We start from the raw sequence: 18,757 nt of genomic DNA, 5'->3' as shown, positions 1-18,757 counted from the left end.
ACCTCTTACTTTGGATTTTTTTCAGTTTTATTATGGTTTGTTTTTATTAGTTTTATTAATAGCAACATACATTTTCCATTTATAGAAACATCCATATTAATTGGATATGGAAATCACATCTCTCTTTGAATTTCCCTTTGGATTTAGTTGAAACTATTTTTAAGAGGTGAAAGCAGTGACAGTTATTATGGACTTCGATTTGAAAAAAAGAGAAAAACAAATTAAATACGAAAGGTCTGTTCTTAAGGAGCTTTCTATAAAAGATTTAAAGGCGAAGGTGGCGCATTACTTTGGATCTTCTCAGTTGACGAAAAGTGTCATCATTAACGAAGGTATGGAGGAAGCGTGCTTTGATGTGGCAATAGAAGCCTTTTTATTAGGTGCGAACTTTAGTAAATTCAATGAATGGGGAGAGGATATCCCCACGATTAAAAATAGATGTTTCGAAGAAGATAAACATTTAAAGGATACTCTATTTCATTTTCTTTTGTACTGGGGCAGTGAAGAAAGCAGTAAAAATGAATCTTTGTACTATCTATGTGAACAATTCGTTAATGCATGGTGGTTAGAAGGATTTCAAAAAGCGAATAAAAGAAGAAAGCTCAGGCTTCATTGAAATCAGGCGGTCGTGCACCGCTTGATTTTTTTTTCGGGCTTGTTCTAAACCTTCTTCTTGTCCCATACATTTAGGATAAGGACAGGCAGGAGGGATTGACTAGGACAGTGAATAAGAAATTAAAAATAAGTATATTTACAGCGGGGCTTATCCTTCTATTTTTCATTTTGCAATTTGATTTCTCGGATGATGATTCATGGGACGCTTGGAATCTTCCTTTAACTGGGAAAATAATTATCATTGATCCTGGTCATGGGGGGCCAGATGGCGGAGCGGGTGATGAGGAAGTGTTAGAGAAAGATATAGCTCTGAATGTATCCCTTAAGATTCGGGATTATCTTCAAGAACAAGGTGCATTGGTCATCATGACAAGAGAAGAAGATAAGGATTTAGCAGGAGAGGATGTAAAGGGATATCGTAACCGAAAGGTAGCTGACCTTAAGGAAAGATTAAATATTATTAACTCATCTGATGCTGATTTATTTTTAAGCATTCATTTGAATGCGATTCCTTCCTCTAAGTGGAGCGGTGCACAAACATTCTTTTCTCCACAGCTAGAGGATAACGAGGTTGCGGCAAAATTTATTCAAGCTGAACTAACAGACAACTTGGAAAACACAACAAGAAAAGCAAAGCCGCTAAGCAGTGTCTATATTTTGAAGTATGCAGAGAAACCGGGCGCACTTGTTGAGATAGGTTTTCTTTCTAATCCTGCAGAAAAGCAGAATTTAATGAATGTAGATTATCAAAATAAAATAGCTGCATCTGTTTATAAAGGTGTCAATCGATACTTTTCAAATGAGGATGCAATTAAAGGGGAATAGCATAGGCTAATTCTCCTTGTTCTTTTTTAGGTGAATATCTTATATTCCCGGGAAATATATACCTGGATTTTAAAAATGCAAAGGTTATCATTCTCTATGTTATACTAATATTAAAGGGGAGGGGATTGTCATTTTAAACGCAGAAGCTATTGAACGCATGATAGAACAGATAACAGATCCTTTTTTACATAAGTCGTTATTAGAACTAAATTCAATTAAAGATTTAAGGTGGGACGAAGAAAAATCTCATGTCAGCATTAAGCTGGCAGTTGCAGAGATTGGGTCTCCCGCACAAATGGAATTGCAGCAGCAGATAGTCGGTATGTTGAAGCAAAATGGAGTGCAAAGTGTTGGTATGCGGTTTGCGCAGCTTCCAAGTCAGCTTGTTCAAGAAATACAAGCGGAACAGACTGATATCAATAGCCAGAATCTTCCCACATATATAGCTGTAGCTAGTGGTAAAGGCGGGGTCGGCAAATCGACTGTTTCTGTTAATTTGGCAGTTTCCATGGCGAGACTTGGCAAAAAGGTAGGTCTTCTTGATGCTGATATATACGGTTTTAGTGTACCTGATATGATGGGAATAACAAAAAGACCTGAAGTGGTAAATGACAGAATTATTCCTGTAGAACGATTTGGCGTTCAAGTAATTTCTATGGGGTTCTTTGTTGAGGATAATGCTCCTATTATCTGGAGAGGCCCGATGCTTGGGAAAATGCTGACAAGCTTCCTGCAGGAAGTAGAGTGGGGAGAATTAGATTACCTCATTTTAGATTTGCCTCCTGGAACTGGTGATATAGCTTTAGATGTACATACTATGCTCCCTTCCAGTAAAGAAGTTATCGTTACTACTCCGCATCCGACAGCCGCATTTGTAGCTGCCAGAGCTGGGGCAATGGCAATAAAAACGGAACATGAAATCCTTGGAGTCATTGAAAATATGTCTTATTTTGAGAGTAAGTTGACTGGTGAAAAGGAATATGTTTTTGGTAAAGGCGGAGGGAAGAAGTTGGCAGAGGATCTCCAAACCTCTGTTTTAGGTCAGCTGCCGCTTGGCCAGCCTGATTGGGATCAGGATGATTTTGCTCCTTCAGTTTACTCACAGCAAGATAGAATTGGCAGTATTTATATGGATATAGCGAAAAAAGTTATTGAAAAAGCAGAAAATGTATAAAAAAAAGCAGGGGGGTTCCCCTGCTTTTACATTTGGACTAGAGTTGAATTGTCTGTACTCCCACTCCAGAAGCTGCCTCTTTAGCGGCTTTATCAAGCATATCTTGAAATTTCTTCTTGAATTCTGGTGTATCCATTGATTCCTGCATGACCTCAAGTAAATGTTCCCGGTATTCTGTGCTTTTCAACACATTTTTCAAGTCGGATTCTATGGCAGGATCTTGCAATAATTCCACCATCATTTTTCGGTAATCCGGGTCCTTCATCAAGTCTTTAAGTAGCTTTTGGTTCTCTGTTTTCATGCTTTTTGCCATTGTTTCTGCAAAATCTGGATCTTTAAATTTCTCTGTCCAAAATTTTGATGCCTTATCAGAAACCAAAGTCTTTTCAATGGTTTTTGTAACCGCATCTTCATTCATTACGAGATTTTCCTTAATTTCTTCATCCCCAATAACATCACGAATCGCTTTTTTTCCGTCATCAGTTTTTAAAATATCGACTACCATTTTTTTGGTCTGATCATAATCCATCTGTTGTGCAGTTTCTCCAGCTGAACAGCCGCTCAAAATGGAAAGCGATAAAAGCAGAACGATGCTGTATTTTTTGAACATTGCAGCTGCTCCTTTCAAAAGGAAATATCCCTGTTCATTAGCATGCTTTTATTTTTAAAAAATATTCCTCGAAATTGTTTGAAGCGTTAGTTTTGAAGTAAAAAGACGGGGGTAGAAGAAAAAAGACCCTTATTCTTAAAGAAAGGGCCTTTACTGTAAAGGGATTAATTTATTTCTTTGGAGCTCGAGTCAGCATTTGACAGCATTTCTGTAACGGTGACAAACTTAAGGTTTTTTCCTTTCAGATTGTCAATTACTTCAGGCAATGCGTTAGCTGTTTGTTTTGCAGAATCGGACGCATGGAGTAATACAATATCTCCCTTTTTGGCGGGTGAGACATTTTTAATAATTTGGTCTGTTCCCGGATTTGTCCAATCTTTAGAATCAATACTCCAATGTACAAGTGTATATTTGTACCGGTTTGTAATAGTTAGCGCATTTTGATCAAAATGTCCTGTCGGGGCTCTGAATAACGAAATATTGTCGACCTTCAGTTTTTCGAAAGCTATTTTTGCCTTGGAAACATCTTGGTTTATCTTTTCTTCCTTTACTTCTGAATAATCCACATAATCATAGCCAAGTATACCGATTTCATGGCCTTCCTTCGAAATCCTTGTAATTAAATCAGGATGTCGCTCTGCCCAAGATCCTGCTAAGAAAAAGGTTGCAGTCACCTTCTCTTTTTTTAATATATCCAATATTGGTTCAGCCTTTTCATCACCCCACCCGATGTTGAATGTTAATGCAATTCCTTTTTCTCCTTTGTAAACTGCTTTGGGTCCATCCTTGGTTGAAAACACTGGTACTTGTACTATATTTTCCATATACAAAAACCAAGCGGTAAAAAAAGAAACAACAAGAATTAATGTCAGTTGCTTTAATCTTTTTCCATTGAGTACATAAAAACTGTTCATACTAATCTCACCTCGTCCAATTTACTGCTTGGTTCATCCTATGCAGAGATAGAAATGAAAATAACAAAAAAGTTTATTCATAAAAAAATATAAGATGGCAATAATACTGAGACAAAGTGACGTCTTAAGTAGAGTTCCTGAATAATTTTGGATAGGAGGTTTACAAAATGCGGGCATTTTTATATTTGTACATCAAGGAGGAGACATATGGTAGGACTATTATTGAGCCAAAGAGAAGTTAAAGAAATAGAATATATGATCAAAAGAGAGTTAGAAGAAATATTAATGGATTTAGGGGATGAGAGAATAGATATACTTGTCAAAAAAACAATGGTGGAAAGATATAAAGAACTGTTCTCCTTATTTAAAAGAATTGCTTCTCCTAAAGAATGCTTGAACTATATTCTCAAGGACGATAAATACTTGGATGAAAAAATTTAAAAAATAGTAAAAATGTTATTGACGAAGATGGGATAACTTGCTATATTAATAAACGTCACTTCGACATAAACATCAAAAATAAAAAGTTAAAAAAACATTTGACATTAAATTTTGATTATGTTAAATTGATAAAGTCGCTTGAGAGAGTGACATTAATTGCTCTTTGAAAACTGAACAAACAAACGTCAACAATAATCGTTTTTATAACTTTGTTATAGAAACAAAAACAAGTAACAAATAGCTAGAGTTTAGCATTTGAGCTAATCTTACTCTTTATCGGAGAGTTTGATCCTGGCTCAGGACGAACGCTGGCGGCGTGCCTAATACATGCAAGTCGAGCGGACTTAAAAAGCTTGCTTTTTAAGTTAGCGGCGGACGGGTGAGTAACACGTGGGCAACCTGCCTGTAAGACTGGGATAACTTCGGGAAACCGGAGCTAATACCGGATAATCCTTTTCTACTCATGTAGGAAAGCTGAAAGACGGTTTACGCTGTCACTTACAGATGGGCCCGCGGCGCATTAGCTAGTTGGTGAGGTAACGGCTCACCAAGGCGACGATGCGTAGCCGACCTGAGAGGGTGATCGGCCACACTGGGACTGAGACACGGCCCAGACTCCTACGGGAGGCAGCAGTAGGGAATCTTCCGCAATGGACGAAAGTCTGACGGAGCAACGCCGCGTGAGTGATGAAGGTTTTCGGATCGTAAAACTCTGTTGTTAGGGAAGAACAAGTACGAGAGTAACTGCTCGTACCTTGACGGTACCTAACCAGAAAGCCACGGCTAACTACGTGCCAGCAGCCGCGGTAATACGTAGGTGGCAAGCGTTGTCCGGAATTATTGGGCGTAAAGCGCGCGCAGGCGGTCCTTTAAGTCTGATGTGAAAGCCCACGGCTCAACCGTGGAGGGTCATTGGAAACTGGGGGACTTGAGTGCAGAAGAGAAGAGTGGAATTCCACGTGTAGCGGTGAAATGCGTAGAGATGTGGAGGAACACCAGTGGCGAAGGCGACTCTTTGGTCTGTAACTGACGCTGAGGCGCGAAAGCGTGGGGAGCAAACAGGATTAGATACCCTGGTAGTCCACGCCGTAAACGATGAGTGCTAAGTGTTAGAGGGTTTCCGCCCTTTAGTGCTGCAGCAAACGCATTAAGCACTCCGCCTGGGGAGTACGGCCGCAAGGCTGAAACTCAAAGGAATTGACGGGGGCCCGCACAAGCGGTGGAGCATGTGGTTTAATTCGAAGCAACGCGAAGAACCTTACCAGGTCTTGACATCTCCTGACAATCCTAGAGATAGGACGTTCCCCTTCGGGGGACAGGATGACAGGTGGTGCATGGTTGTCGTCAGCTCGTGTCGTGAGATGTTGGGTTAAGTCCCGCAACGAGCGCAACCCTTGATCTTAGTTGCCAGCATTCAGTTGGGCACTCTAAGGTGACTGCCGGTGACAAACCGGAGGAAGGTGGGGATGACGTCAAATCATCATGCCCCTTATGACCTGGGCTACACACGTGCTACAATGGATGGTACAAAGGGCAGCAAAACCGCGAGGTCGAGCCAATCCCATAAAACCATTCTCAGTTCGGATTGTAGGCTGCAACTCGCCTACATGAAGCTGGAATCGCTAGTAATCGCGGATCAGCATGCCGCGGTGAATACGTTCCCGGGCCTTGTACACACCGCCCGTCACACCACGAGAGTTTGTAACACCCGAAGTCGGTGGGGTAACCCTTTTGGGAGCCAGCCGCCTAAGGTGGGATAGATGATTGGGGTGAAGTCGTAACAAGGTAGCCGTATCGGAAGGTGCGGCTGGATCACCTCCTTTCTAAGGAAAATGGATTTATTCCATTCATAGATTGTTGACAGTTTGTTGTTCAGTTTTGAGGGAGCAATTCCTCAAAACATGAGGGTATTGATAAGTAAATTAATCAATAGCCGATTTGTTCCTTGAAAACTAGATTATGTATAGTAAGAACCAAGAAAAAAACCGAGTAATCGCCATCTTAGATTCTCTATGTAAATAGAAGAATTAGGGTAAAGAGTAACATCTTTAGCCGAAACAAGTTAAGTTAGAAAGGGCGCACGGTGGATGCCTTGGCACTAGGAGCCGATGAAGGACGGGACTAACACCGATATGCTTCGGGGAGCTGTAAGTAAGCTTTGATCCGGAGATTTCCGAATGGGGAAACCCGCTATCCGTAATGGGATAGCATCGTTACTTGAATACATAGAGTAACAGAAGGCAGACCCGGGGAACTGAAACATCTAAGTACCCGGAGGAAGAGAAAGCAAACGCGATTCCCTTAGTAGCGGCGAGCGAAACGGGATTAGCCCAAACCAAGAGGCTTGCCTCTTGGGGTTGTAGGACACTCTACATGGAGTTACAAAGGAACGGGGTAGATGAATAGGTCTGGAAAGGCCAGTCATAGAAGGTAAAAACCCTGTAGTCGAAACTTCGTTCCCTCCTGAGTGGATCCTGAGTACGGCGGGACACGAGAAATCCCGTCGGAAGCAGGGAGGACCATCTCCCAAGGCTAAATACTCCCTAGTGACCGATAGTGAACCAGTACCGTGAGGGAAAGGTGAAAAGCACCCCGGAAGGGGAGTGAAATAGATCCTGAAACCGTGTGCCTACAAGTAGTTAGAGCCCATTAATGGGTGATAGCGTGCCTTTTGTAGAATGAACCGGCGAGTTACGATTACATGCAAGGTTAAGTTGAAGAGACGGAGCCGCAGCGAAAGCGAGTCTGAATAGGGCGATAGAGTATGTGGTCGTAGACCCGAAACCAGGTGATCTACCCATGTCCAGGGTGAAGTCCAGGTAACACTGGATGGAGGCCCGAACCCACGCACGTTGAAAAGTGCGGGGATGAGGTGTGGGTAGCGGAGAAATTCCAATCGAACTTGGAGATAGCTGGTTCTCTCCGAAATAGCTTTAGGGCTAGCCTCAAGGTAAGAGTATTGGAGGTAGAGCACTGTTTGGACTAGGGGCCCCCATCGGGTTACCGAATTCAGACAAACTCCGAATGCCAAATACTTATCCTTGGGAGTCAGACTGCGAGTGATAAGATCCGTAGTCAAGAGGGAAACAGCCCAGACCACCAGCTAAGGTCCCAAAGTATACGTTAAGTGGAAAAGGATGTGGAGTTGCTTAGACAACCAGGATGTTGGCTTAGAAGCAGCCACCATTTAAAGAGTGCGTAATAGCTCACTGGTCGAGTGACTCTGCGCCGAAAATGTACCGGGGCTAAACGTATCACCGAAGCTGTGGATTGACATCTATGATGTCAGTGGTAGGAGAGCGTTCTAAGGGCGTTGAAGCTAGACCGTAAGGACTGGTGGAGCGCTTAGAAGTGAGAATGCCGGTATGAGTAGCGAAAGATGAGTGAGAATCTCATCCACCGAATGCCTAAGGTTTCCTGAGGAAGGCTCGTCCACTCAGGGTTAGTCGGGACCTAAGCCGAGGCTGAAGAGCGTAGGCGATGGACAACAGGTTGATATTCCTGTACCACCTTATGAATCGTTTGAGCGATGGGGGGACGCAGGAGGATAGGGTAAGCGTGCTGTTGGATTAGCACGTCCAAGCAGTTAGGCTGGTAATGAGGCAAATCCCATTACCGTGAAGGCGGAGCTGTGACGGCGAGGGAAATATAGTACCGAAGTTCCTGATTCCACACTGCCAAGAAAAGCCTCTAGCGAGATTCAAGGTGCCCGTACCGCAAACCGACACAGGTAGGCGAGGAGAGAATCCTAAGGTGAGCGAGAGAACTCTCGTTAAGGAACTCGGCAAAATGACCCCGTAACTTCGGGAGAAGGGGTGCTCTTTTGGGTGCAAGCCCGAGAGAGCCGCAGTGAATAGGCCCAGGCGACTGTTTAGCAAAAACACAGGTCTCTGCGAAGCCGTAAGGCGAAGTATAGGGGCTGACACCTGCCCGGTGCTGGAAGGTTAAGAGGAGGGGTTAGCGTTCGCGCGAAGCTCTGAATTGAAGCCCCAGTAAACGGCGGCCGTAACTATAACGGTCCTAAGGTAGCGAAATTCCTTGTCGGGTAAGTTCCGACCCGCACGAAAGGTGTAACGATCTGGGCACTGTCTCAACGAGAGACTCGGTGAAATTATAGTACCTGTGAAGATGCAGGTTACCCGCGACAGGACGGAAAGACCCCGTGGAGCTTTACTGTAGCCTGATATTGAATTTTGGTACAGCTTGTACAGGATAGGTAGGAGCCTTGGAAGCCGGAGCGCCAGCTTCGGTGGAGGCATTGGTGGGATACTACCCTGGCTGTATTGACATTCTAACCCGCACCCCTTATCGGGGTGGGAGACAGTGTCAGGTGGGCAGTTTGACTGGGGCGGTCGCCTCCTAAAAAGTAACGGAGGCGCCCAAAGGTTCCCTCAGAATGGTTGGAAATCATTCGTAGAGTGTAAAGGCACAAGGGAGCTTGACTGCGAGACCTACAAGTCGAGCAGGGACGAAAGTCGGGCTTAGTGATCCGGTGGTTCCGCATGGAAGGGCCATCGCTCAACGGATAAAAGCTACCCCGGGGATAACAGGCTTATCTCCCCCAAGAGTCCACATCGACGGGGAGGTTTGGCACCTCGATGTCGGCTCATCGCATCCTGGGGCTGTAGTCGGTCCCAAGGGTTGGGCTGTTCGCCCATTAAAGCGGTACGCGAGCTGGGTTCAGAACGTCGTGAGACAGTTCGGTCCCTATCCGTCGTGGGCGTAGGAAATTTGAGAGGAGCTGTCCTTAGTACGAGAGGACCGGGATGGACGCACCGCTGGTGTACCAGTTGTCTTGCCAAAGGCATAGCTGGGTAGCTATGTGCGGAAGGGATAAGTGCTGAAAGCATCTAAGCATGAAGCCCCCCTCGAGATGAGATTTCCCATAGCGTAAGCTAGTAAGATCCCTGAAAGATGATCAGGTTGATAGGTTTGAGGTGGAAGCATGGTGACATGTGGAGCTGACAAATACTAATAGATCGAGGACTTAACTAAAATGAAAAGCAGAAAAAGCCCTATGGCTTTGGAAGCTGAAAAAAGATTACTCACTTTTTCTTCTTACAACATAATCTAGTTTTCAGGGAATAAAACCTTGACAAAATAATTAAGAATATGATATTATATAATCTGTTCTTAAAAAAGTCTGGTGGCGATAGCGAGAAGGTCACACCCGTTCCCATACCGAACACGGAAGTTAAGCTTCTCAGCGCCGATGGTAGTTGGAGGTTCTCCTCCTGTGAGAGTAGGACGTCGCCAGGCATACCATTATTCCGCAGTAGCTCAGTGGTAGAGCACTCGGCTGTTAACCGAGCGGTCGTAGGTTCGAATCCTACCTGCGGAGCCATAAAAACTTTGAGTAATATGTTAGCAGCTTGCTTCCATAGCTCAGCAGGTAGAGCACTTCCATGGTAAGGAAGAGGTCACCGGTTCGAGCCCGGTTGGAAGCTTAAAACAAAACAATAAAGGCCCATTGGTCAAGCGGTTAAGACACCGCCCTTTCACGGCGGTAACACGGGTTCGAATCCCGTATGGGTCACCAATATAAATGGAGGATTAGCTCAGCTGGGAGAGCATCTGCCTTACAAGCAGAGGGTCGGCGGTTCGATCCCGTCATCCTCCACCATTTTACTATAATTAAAGACTTTAGATATACGCCGATGTAGCTCAATTGGTAGAGCAACTGACTTGTAATCAGTAGGTTGGGGGTTCAAGTCCTCTCGTCGGCACCATTTATGGAATAAGAATTAATGTAATCCAATATTCGGAGGGGTAGCGAAGTGGCTAAACGCGGCGGACTGTAAATCCGCTCCTTCGGGTTCGGCGGTTCGAATCCGTCCCCCTCCACCATTACTTACAAATCGGACAGAGAATGTCCTTTTATTTTTGGGCTATAGCCAAGCGGTAAGGCAACGGACTTTGACTCCGTCACTCGTTGGTTCGAATCCAGCTAGCCCAGCCAAGAGCCATTAGCTCAGTTGGTAGAGCATCTGACTTTTAATCAGAGGGTCGCAGGTTCGAATCCTGCATGGCTCATACTTATATCGAAAACCAAGCAAATATTGCTTGGTTTTTTATTATGTATTTATGATACATTATAATGCGAGACATTAATTCCAATTTACTGTAATAGTATATAGGAGGCATATTTCGCAGTTAATAAATTTTATCAGTTTGCTTTAATAAAACTGTCATACTTATTCAGCAATTCGTCTAATTTTGCGCTTATATCAATCACTTTTGGGTGCGAAAAAGAAGTGAGATTTGCTAAATAGATCATCTTTTCTCGATGCTCCTCAATATCTTTTAACAACTTTTGCTCACACATTGGCTTCACCCTCATCCATTAGTTAATTTTCAATTTCATTTTATTTTAAAAAAAATTATATTGTCATGATTTTAACATATTATTCCCTTTTTTTATAACCATTCTGAAAAAAATTAAACCATATGTTGTCATAATTTGTTAAAATAGTAGTAAAGTCATTCAAAAGTAGTAAATATACATATTGAAAAAATGTTGAAAGTTACTTGCTTCCTTCAATATTTTAGAGGGAAGATGGATATATCAGATTTTACAAAAAAACATTATTCTTTACTTTGGTTTCTTTTGGAAGGGTAGACATCCAATTGAATAATTTTTGTTAACTCTTTTTTTTTGTTCAGAGCATGATAATTAAATTTATTAAGCTAATATAGAAAAAAATTTATAAAAAGTGAAACCTTATTCGCTATCGATACGTATAAATCGATTAGCCGCATTTAGAGCGGGGGTAAATAGATGGAAGCATTAGTAAAAAAGAGAATTAAGCAAGTGATAAAAGGGGATCAAAATGCCTTCGGTGATATTATTGACATCTATAAGGACAAAGTGTTCCAAATTTGTTACCGGATGCTAGGGAATAGACATGAAGCGGAGGATATTTCACAAGAAGCCTTTCTTCGAGCATATGTTAATATAAATCGTTTTAACATGGACTTGAAGTTTTCTACATGGCTTTATCGAATTGCGACGAATTTATGTATCGACAGGATTAGAAAGAAAAAGCCAGACTATTATTTGGATGCTGAAGTACCTGGTACTGATGGTCTTAATATGTACTCTCAAATCTCCTCAGATACAAGGCTGCCTGAAGAAGATGTGGAAAGCTTGGAACTGCAAGCGTTGATACAGCGTGAAATATCAAAGCTACCAGAGAAATATCGATCTGTGATTGTACTTAAATATATTGAAGAGCTGTCTCTAAACGAGATTAGTGAAATTCTTGAGCTGCCTCTTGGCACAGTGAAAACACGCATTCACAGGGGAAGAGAAGCTTTAAGAAAGCAATTACGGCATGTCTAATAAGAAGGTGAAAGAATATGACTTGTTCATCAGAAGTTATAGAGTATATGCATCAATATCTTGATGAAGAAATCTTAGAACAAGATAAATTAAAGTTAAAAAAACATTTGGATGAGTGTGAGGACTGTGCTATTCATTTTCATGAATTGAAAAAGACGATTGCATTAGTTCAAAGTACCTCCCATATACAGGCACCAGTAAATTTTACGGAGAATGTGCTTGGACTTTTACCAAAGGAAAAGAAACAGGCCGTTTTCAAAAGATGGGTGCGTAACCATCCAATTTTTGCAGCAGCATCTTTATTCATTGTGCTGATGGTTTCAAGTCTCCTTTCGGCATGGAACGAAAATCATGAATTTTCGGTGTCGAAGCAACCTAATCTTGTAGTTGAAAATGATACGGTTATTGTTCCTAAGGGGGAAGTTGTTGAAGGGGACATTGTAGTAAGAAACGGTAATATAAAAATAGAAGGACAAGTAAACGGAAATGTCACCGTTATAAATGGACAGAAATATATGGCCTCGTCCAATCAGGTCACAGGTGAAATAGATGAAGTAAATGAGGTCTTTGATTGGCTTTGGTACTACATGAAGAGTACTTTTGAAGATATAACTAATGTATTTAGAAGTGAAGAAGGAAGTAGCGGAAGTCTCCCTGCATATTGATTGCAGGGTTTTTTCTATTATAGGTGGGTTAAAAATAATCGATGATTCATATAATAAAATCAAGATTTTTCCTTTCTGTATGCACATATACCTAATTCATTCTTCTGTTTTTTAAATTTAGTTTGTCCAGATTGGTATTAAACGCAAATGTGATATAATATGATAATTGTAGGTAAACAAAAACAAGCAGCGATTGCTTATGAAATATATATGCTTTGGAGGAAGGAAAATGTCGTTAGCAGATTTCCCTTTTTTAAAATATTTAGCGAATACAGTGGACATTCTCCTTGTGTGGTATGTCATCTATAAAATCCTTATGATAGTAAAGGGCACAAAAGCAGTCCAGTTATTAAAAGGTATCTTTGTGATTCTGATTGTAAAGCTGCTAAGTGATTATTTTAACTTGCAGACAATGGGCACGATGATGGAGCAAGTGATTCAGTGGGGTGCTCTTGGGCTAATCATCATTTTCCAGGGGGAACTTAGAAGGGCGCTTGAACAGCTCGGCAGAGGAAAGTTCTTTTCACGAAGCGGAATACCAGAAGACCAGGCACAACAGCATGTGGTTGATTCCATTGTAAAAGCAGTTGATTATATGGCAAAAAGAAGGATTGGTGCGCTTATCTCCATTGAAAGGGAGACGGGCATGAATGATTATATTGAAACCGGAATATCCTTAGACTCAAAAATATCTTCTGAATTACTAATAAATATCTTTATTCCAAATACTCCTTTGCATGATGGTGCCGTTATATTGCAGAAAAACAATATTGCTGCAGCTGCCTGTTATCTTCCATTATCAGAAAGTCCGTTTATATCAAAGGAACTGGGAACAAGGCACAGAGCAGCCTTAGGCATCAGTGAGGTAACAGATAGCATAACGATTGTTGTTTCTGAAGAAACAGGGTCCATATCTATTACTAAAAATGGTGATCTCCATCGGGAGCTTAAATTGGAAGCATTTAAAGAACTACTGTCCAGTGCATTAATTGCACCTTCTGCCAGGCATGCTTCTTCTGTTAAGTGGGGCTGGAAGGGGAAGAATAAATGAATAAGTTATTTGACAGAATCGGAGAAAGTAATTGGTTTATGAAGGTAATTGCCTTTGCCTTGGCGTTGTTGCTGTTTTTGTATGTATATGACGGCAGTGACAAATCTAATGATGTGAATGTTCCTAGTTCAGAAGACTCTGGACTGGTAGAGGATATGCCTGTAAAAGTGTATTACGATACAGATAACCTTATTGTTTCTGGAGTTCCGGAAACAGTGGATGTGAAACTTACAGGTCCGACTGTCCATGTTCAATCAGCAAGACTCCAAAAGAATTTTGAAGTGTATGTTGATTTGACTGATGCGGAAATTGGCACGAAAGAAGTTGCTCTTCAAGTCAAGGATTTGTCTGATAAACTGGAAGCAGTCATTGATCCGGCCACTATCGAGGTTACATTGAAAGAAAAAGTGTCAAAAGAAGTGAGTGTGGAAGCTGAGTATAATAGCAGCTTAATTGCAAAAGGTTATTCGACTGGAACGGCAACAATCAGTCCTTCCACTGTTACAGTGACAGGTGCAAAAGATGAAATAGACAAAATAGCTTATGTGAAAGCAAACGTTGAGCTTGAAGAAGGGACTAGCAAGGATATAAGCAAAAGGGCTAAAATATCTGCGCTAGACAGCAGTTTAAATAAATTAGATGTAGAAGTGGAACCAGAAACGGTGGAAGTGAATATCCCTGTAACAAGAACAAGTAAAACAGTTCCAATTAATATTGTGGAAAAGGGCGATCCGCCAGCTAATGTTACAATTGATTCTATAACATTGAACAAAACAGAAGCGACAATTTCAGGTCCAGAAGATATACTAAAAGAAGTGGACAGTACAAGAGTTGAAGTTGACCTGAGTGATATAGACAAAGATCAAAATATAGAGCTTCCTGTAATCATCTCAAACGGAGTAACAGCTGTAGAACCAGAGTTGGTAACTGCTACTGTTAAGGTGACGGTAGGGAAGGAAGATACAAGTTCAAATGAATCTGCAAGTGAGGAAGAGGATTCAGATGAGACAGCATCTATAGAAAAAACGAGCACGAGAACAATAAGTGGAATACCAATAAGTATACAAGGTTTGGGAAATGAGTTTGAGGCTGAGATAACAGACCCGGTTGATAAAAGCGCAAGCCTTGATGTAACAGGAGCAAACGACATTGTAAAAGGCTTAGCTGCATCAGATTTTTCTCTGTTTCTAGATCTGACAGGAATGTCTGCTGGGGAGCATGAGGTCCAGATTATGGTCGAAGGTCCAGATGATATTAGCTGGGAACTGGCAAAAGAGACAGCAAGTGTTTCGATAACGGAAAAAGATGCTTAAAAATTGATAAAGATTCATATTAGTTAGAAGGAGCGATTTAGGAATGGGTAAATATTTCGGTACGGATGGAGTACGAGGAGTAGCAAATAGCGAACTGACACCTGAAATAGCATTTAAGCTTGGAAGGTTCGGTGGCTTCGTCCTAACAAAAGATCAAGATCGACCTAAAGTGTTAATTGGACGTGACACTCGTATTTCAGGCCATATGCTGGAGGGAGCCCTCGTAGCAGGATTGCTTTCCATTGGTGCAGAGGTAATGCGTTTAGGTGTCATATCTACACCAGGTGTATCCTATTTAACAAAAGTTTTGGGAGCACAGGCTGGAGTAATGATTTCTGCATCCCATAACCCTGTTGCCGATAATGGCATTAAGTTCTTCGGTCCAGATGGCTTTAAGCTTTCAGATGAACAGGAATTAGAAATTGAAGCATTAATTGATCAGGATGTTGACTCACTGCCAAGACCAACTGGAGCTGACCTTGGACAAGTTAATGATTATTTCGAAGGTGGTCAGAAGTATCTTCAGTTCTTAAAGCAGACTGTGGATGAAGAGTTTGAAGGAATTCATGTGGCGCTTGACTGTGCACATGGTGCAACATCCGCTCTTGCCATGCACTTATTTGCGGATTTAGATGCGGATATTTCAACAATGGGAGCATCTCCAAATGGGTTAAATATCAATGATGGCGTAGGTTCTACACATCCGGAAACATTAGCCGAATTTGTGAAGGATAAGCAAGCAGACGTTGGATTAGCATTTGACGGCGACGGTGACCGTTTAATTGCTGTCGATGAAAAAGGTGATATTGTTGATGGTGACCAAATCATGTATATATGTGCTAAGTACATGAAAGAGACTGGCCGACTGAAGCAAGATACCGTTGTTTCCACTGTAATGAGTAATTTAGGCTTTTATAAGGCTTTGGAACAGCATAGTATTAAAAGCATTCCAACTGCAGTAGGAGATCGTTATGTAGTGGAGGAAATGCGCAAGAATGGTTTTAATCTTGGCGGAGAGCAATCAGGTCATATTATTTTCCTTGATTTCAATACTACTGGTGACGGACTATTGACAGGTCTACAACTTGTAAATATTATGAAAGCAACGAAGAAGCCTTTATCTGAGCTTGCTGGAGAAATGAAAAAATTCCCGCAAAAACTTGTGAACATAAGGGTAACGGACAAGTATCATGTTACAGATAATGAACAAGTAAAAGAAGTCATCAGTAAAGTGGAAGAGGACATGAATGGAAATGGCAGAATTTTAGTCAGACCATCAGGAACAGAACCGCTTGTTCGTGTAATGGCAGAGGCTCCTACTAGTGAATTATGTGATGCATATGTCAATATTATTGCTGAAGTAGTAGAAAAGGAAATGGGATTGAAGGAATAGTAAGTAAAGTCAGTCACATTAATATATAGAATGAATAGGATAGAGGGTAAGGAAGTTCGCTGATTGAATCTTCTTTATCCTCTTTTTTTCATAAAAGTAACTTGTCTTATGTATTAGTATTTGACGAATTATTTGTAAGTAAGGTATGATTAATCTGCTTTTGTGAAAAAAGCAAATGAAAGAAAAAGGGGGAGAATTAAGAAGAATAGCTATTTAAAAGCGCCTGAACTAGCAGTGGACGAAGCGTGTGCTAGTTGACGAGGAGGAGGTTTATCGATATTTCGGCGGATGCCTCCCGGTTATGTAGCAGATCGAGAGCTTTATTTTAAAACATTAAGGCAACTTAATGCACAAAGAATAGGGCATGCTAATATAAATGTTTATAAAAAATTACAGAGATAGGGGAGCAAGTTGTCCCCTAGTTAGGCTTCTTGCTCCCTTAGAACGGAGGAAAAGAAGTATGTGTGGTATTGTTGGTATTATCGGAAACCCGGATGCGAAAGAGATTTTATTAAAGGGACTAGAAAAGCTTGAATATAGAGGATATGATTCTGCAGGTATTGCTCTTAGCAATGAGGCTGGAGTGACGGTCTTTAAGGAAAAAGGCAGAATTGCAGATTTGCGCAGCATTGTGGATGAAACAGTCACTGCTGAAATAGGAATTGGCCATACTCGTTGGGCTACACATGGTGTACCAAGCAGATTAAATGCACATCCGCATAAAAGTGCTTCTAATCGTTTCACAATTGTTCACAACGGTGTCATTGAAAACTATGATCTGTTAAAAAAGGAATACTTGGCAGATGTTGAAATGAAAAGCGATACGGATACAGAAGTTGTCATTCAGTTGATTGAACATTTAGTTGAAAGCGGCAAAGATGTTAAAGCAGCGTTTGTGCAAACATTAAAAATGCTAAAGGGCTCTTATGCTTTTGCATTATTAGATGAACAAAACAAAGATGTAATATATGTTGCCAAAAACAAAAGCCCGCTTCTTGTCGGCCTTGGTGAAGACTTCAATGTAGTGGCGAGCGATGCGATGGCTATGCTGCAAGTGACAGACCAATATGTTGAGCTTGTTGATAAAGAAATTGTACTTGTATCAAAAGACAAAGTAGTTATTGAGACTTTAGATGGAGAAGTTATTTCCCGGGAAGCTTATACGGCAGAATTGGATGCTAGTGATATTGAAAAAGGAACTTACCCACACTATATGTTGAAGGAAATTGACGAGCAGCCGCTTGCTATTCGCAAAATTATTCAACAATATAGAGCTGAAGATGGGACGCTGACAATTGATCCGGCTATCATTGATGCTGTTAAAGCAGCAGATCGTTTGTATATTATTGCTGCAGGTACTTCCTATCATGCAGGATTGCTTGGTAAACAATTCATCGAAAGCTTAGCGAAGATTCCAGTAGAGGTTCATGTTGCGAGTGAATTTAGCTATAACATGCCGTTACTTTCTGAAAAGCCATTGTTTATCTTTATCACTCAAAGTGGAGAAACTGCTGACAGCAGAGCTGTGCTTGTGCAAGTGAAGGAGCTTGGATATCCTGCGATCACGATAACAAATGTTCCTGGTTCTACACTTTCTCGTGAAGCAGATTATACATTGCTTCTGCATGCAGGCCCTGAAATTGCTGTTGCTTCTACGAAGGCTTACACTGCACAGATGGCAGTATTGTCCATCCTTGCAGAAGTGACAGGCAGAAGCAAAGGCTATGCATTCAGCTTTGACCTAGTGCATGAGCTAGGCATTATCGCTAACGCAATGGAAGTTGTTTTTGAACAAAAAGAAGAACTTGAAACGATTGCCAGAGAATATCTATCTACAACAAGAAATGCATTTTTCATTGGCCGCGGAATTGATTATTATGTTGGTCTAGAAGGTGCACTTAAGCTAAAAGAAATCTCTTACATCCAGGCAGAAGGTTTTGCAGGCGGTGAATTAAAGCACGGCACAATCGCTTTAATCGAAGATGGAACACCAATCATTGCCCTAGCAACACAGGAAAGTGTCAACTTGAGCATTCGTGGAAACGTTAAAGAGGTAGTTGCGCGTGGTGCAAATCCGTGTATCATTTCTATGAAAGGCTTAGAAATGGACGGTGACCGCTTTATCGTTCCAGCTGTGCATGAGTTACTGACACCCCTTATCTCTGTATTACCGTTGCAGCTTATCTCTTATTATGCTGCACTTCATAGAGACTGTGACGTTGATAAGCCGCGTAATTTGGCTAAATCTGTTACTGTTGAATAATAATGTATTTAAGAGCCCCTCAGTCTCCGGACTGCAGGGGTTCTTTGCATGAAAAGTAAGTGTTAACCAAAAAAAGCAGGTACTTGCCTTTTAAACAAACAATTGACAGAAAAGTAAAAAACAATTATTATAGTTGAGAATGATAATCATT

13 protein-coding genes, 8 tRNA genes and 3 rRNA genes are annotated in these 18,757 nt (G+C 41.4%); 21 read left to right on the top strand and 3 right to left on the bottom strand.

Annotated features, from left to right (window positions below):
* Positions 1 to 175 precede the first annotated feature (175 nt).
* The 3 genes from CEQ21_RS12280 to CEQ21_RS12270 all read left to right on the top strand — a co-directional run bounded on the left by CEQ21_RS12280 (position 176) and on the right by CEQ21_RS12270 (position 2,614).
* Positions 176 to 616 (top strand): DUF2521 family protein, encoded by a 441-nt coding sequence (locus tag CEQ21_RS12280; protein ID WP_185764824.1) that lies wholly within the window; start codon positions 176 to 178, stop codon positions 614 to 616.
* A 107-nt stretch (positions 617 to 723) separates the two neighbouring features.
* Positions 724 to 1,440 (top strand): N-acetylmuramoyl-L-alanine amidase CwlD, encoded by a 717-nt coding sequence (cwlD, locus tag CEQ21_RS12275; protein WP_185764823.1) that lies wholly within the window; start codon positions 724 to 726, stop codon positions 1,438 to 1,440.
* Between the two features lie 130 nt (positions 1,441 to 1,570).
* Positions 1,571 to 2,614, top strand: coding sequence for an Mrp/NBP35 family ATP-binding protein (locus CEQ21_RS12270; RefSeq protein ID WP_185767255.1), 1,044 nt, complete (start codon positions 1,571 to 1,573; stop codon positions 2,612 to 2,614).
* Between the two features lie 37 nt (positions 2,615 to 2,651).
* Here the strand turns inward: CEQ21_RS12270 and gerD are convergent, their stop codons facing one another.
* Positions 2,652 to 3,224: a spore germination lipoprotein GerD gene (gene gerD, locus CEQ21_RS12265; protein WP_185764822.1), complete on the bottom strand. Its 573-nt coding sequence runs from the start codon at positions 3,222 to 3,224 to the stop codon at positions 2,652 to 2,654.
* A 164-nt stretch (positions 3,225 to 3,388) separates the two neighbouring features.
* Positions 3,389 to 4,138 (bottom strand): polysaccharide deacetylase family sporulation protein PdaB, encoded by a 750-nt coding sequence (pdaB, locus tag CEQ21_RS12260; protein ID WP_185764821.1) that lies wholly within the window; start codon positions 4,136 to 4,138, stop codon positions 3,389 to 3,391.
* A gap of 207 nt (positions 4,139 to 4,345) precedes the next feature.
* On the opposite strand from pdaB, the gene CEQ21_RS12255 reads away from it, so the two are divergent.
* From CEQ21_RS12255 to CEQ21_RS12200, 12 genes are all read left to right on the top strand, one after another.
* On the top strand, positions 4,346 to 4,579 hold the full coding sequence (locus CEQ21_RS12255; protein WP_185764820.1) for a hypothetical protein: 234 nt from the start codon (positions 4,346 to 4,348) through the stop codon (positions 4,577 to 4,579).
* A 273-nt stretch (positions 4,580 to 4,852) separates the two neighbouring features.
* Positions 4,853 to 6,402, top strand: a 16S ribosomal RNA gene (locus tag CEQ21_RS12250).
* Between the two features lie 237 nt (positions 6,403 to 6,639).
* Positions 6,640 to 9,574 (top strand): 23S ribosomal RNA (locus CEQ21_RS12245).
* 147 nt (positions 9,575 to 9,721) lie between these two features.
* Positions 9,722 to 9,838: ribosomal RNA gene (rrf, locus tag CEQ21_RS12240) — 5S ribosomal RNA — on the top strand.
* The 16S, 23S and 5S rRNA genes sit together here with 8 tRNA genes alongside, the layout of an rRNA operon.
* Positions 9,839 to 9,848: 10 nt before the next feature.
* Positions 9,849 to 9,923: transfer RNA gene (locus CEQ21_RS12235), tRNA-Asn, on the top strand.
* A gap of 30 nt (positions 9,924 to 9,953) precedes the next feature.
* Positions 9,954 to 10,026, top strand: a tRNA-Thr gene (locus tag CEQ21_RS12230).
* 17 nt (positions 10,027 to 10,043) lie between these two features.
* Positions 10,044 to 10,118: transfer RNA gene (locus CEQ21_RS12225), tRNA-Glu, on the top strand.
* A gap of 8 nt (positions 10,119 to 10,126) precedes the next feature.
* Positions 10,127 to 10,202, top strand: a tRNA-Val gene (locus CEQ21_RS12220).
* Between the two features lie 30 nt (positions 10,203 to 10,232).
* Positions 10,233 to 10,308: transfer RNA gene (locus CEQ21_RS12215), tRNA-Thr, on the top strand.
* Between the two features lie 34 nt (positions 10,309 to 10,342).
* A tRNA-Tyr gene (locus tag CEQ21_RS12210) sits at positions 10,343 to 10,426 on the top strand.
* Between the two features lie 37 nt (positions 10,427 to 10,463).
* A tRNA-Gln gene (locus CEQ21_RS12205) sits at positions 10,464 to 10,538 on the top strand.
* 1 nt (position 10,539) lies between these two features.
* Positions 10,540 to 10,612: transfer RNA gene (locus tag CEQ21_RS12200), tRNA-Lys, on the top strand.
* Between the two features lie 133 nt (positions 10,613 to 10,745).
* Here CEQ21_RS12200 and CEQ21_RS12195 read toward each other — a convergent pair.
* Positions 10,746 to 10,904 (bottom strand): aspartyl-phosphate phosphatase Spo0E family protein, encoded by a 159-nt coding sequence (locus CEQ21_RS12195; protein ID WP_127740612.1) that lies wholly within the window; start codon positions 10,902 to 10,904, stop codon positions 10,746 to 10,748.
* Positions 10,905 to 11,357: 453 nt separating this feature from the next.
* On the opposite strand from CEQ21_RS12195, the gene sigW reads away from it, so the two are divergent.
* The 6 genes from sigW (at position 11,358) to glmS (ending at position 18,606) form a co-directional block, all read left to right on the top strand.
* Positions 11,358 to 11,921, top strand: a complete 564-nt coding sequence (gene sigW, locus CEQ21_RS12190; protein WP_185764819.1) for an RNA polymerase sigma factor SigW — start codon at positions 11,358 to 11,360, stop codon at positions 11,919 to 11,921.
* Between the two features lie 17 nt (positions 11,922 to 11,938).
* Positions 11,939 to 12,586 carry an anti-sigma factor family protein gene (locus CEQ21_RS12185; protein ID WP_185764818.1) on the top strand — a complete coding sequence of 216 codons (648 nt, stop codon included), beginning with the start codon at positions 11,939 to 11,941 and terminating at the stop codon, positions 12,584 to 12,586.
* 229 nt (positions 12,587 to 12,815) lie between these two features.
* Positions 12,816 to 13,637: a diadenylate cyclase CdaA gene (gene cdaA, locus CEQ21_RS12180; RefSeq protein ID WP_127740618.1), complete on the top strand. Its 822-nt coding sequence runs from the start codon at positions 12,816 to 12,818 to the stop codon at positions 13,635 to 13,637.
* On the top strand, positions 13,634 to 14,950 hold the full coding sequence (locus CEQ21_RS12175) for a CdaR family protein (RefSeq protein WP_185764817.1): 1,317 nt from the start codon (positions 13,634 to 13,636) through the stop codon (positions 14,948 to 14,950). The genes cdaA and CEQ21_RS12175 overlap by 4 nt, the downstream gene beginning before the upstream one ends.
* A gap of 43 nt (positions 14,951 to 14,993) precedes the next feature.
* The gene (gene glmM, locus CEQ21_RS12170) at positions 14,994 to 16,343 is read left to right on the top strand and encodes a phosphoglucosamine mutase (protein ID WP_185764816.1); all 1,350 of its coding nucleotides are present in this window, start codon (positions 14,994 to 14,996) and stop codon (positions 16,341 to 16,343) included.
* Positions 16,344 to 16,803: 460 nt separating this feature from the next.
* Entirely contained in the window at positions 16,804 to 18,606 is a 1,803-nt protein-coding gene (glmS, locus tag CEQ21_RS12165) for a glutamine--fructose-6-phosphate transaminase (isomerizing) (RefSeq protein ID WP_185764815.1), read from the top strand.
* Positions 18,607 to 18,757: the final 151 nt, after the last annotated feature.

The sequence above is a fragment of the Niallia circulans genome (assembly GCF_007273535.1).
GTDB lineage: Bacteria > Bacillota > Bacilli > Bacillales > Cytobacillaceae > Niallia > Niallia circulans_B.
This window is presented reverse-complemented; position numbering and strand designations above follow the sequence as displayed.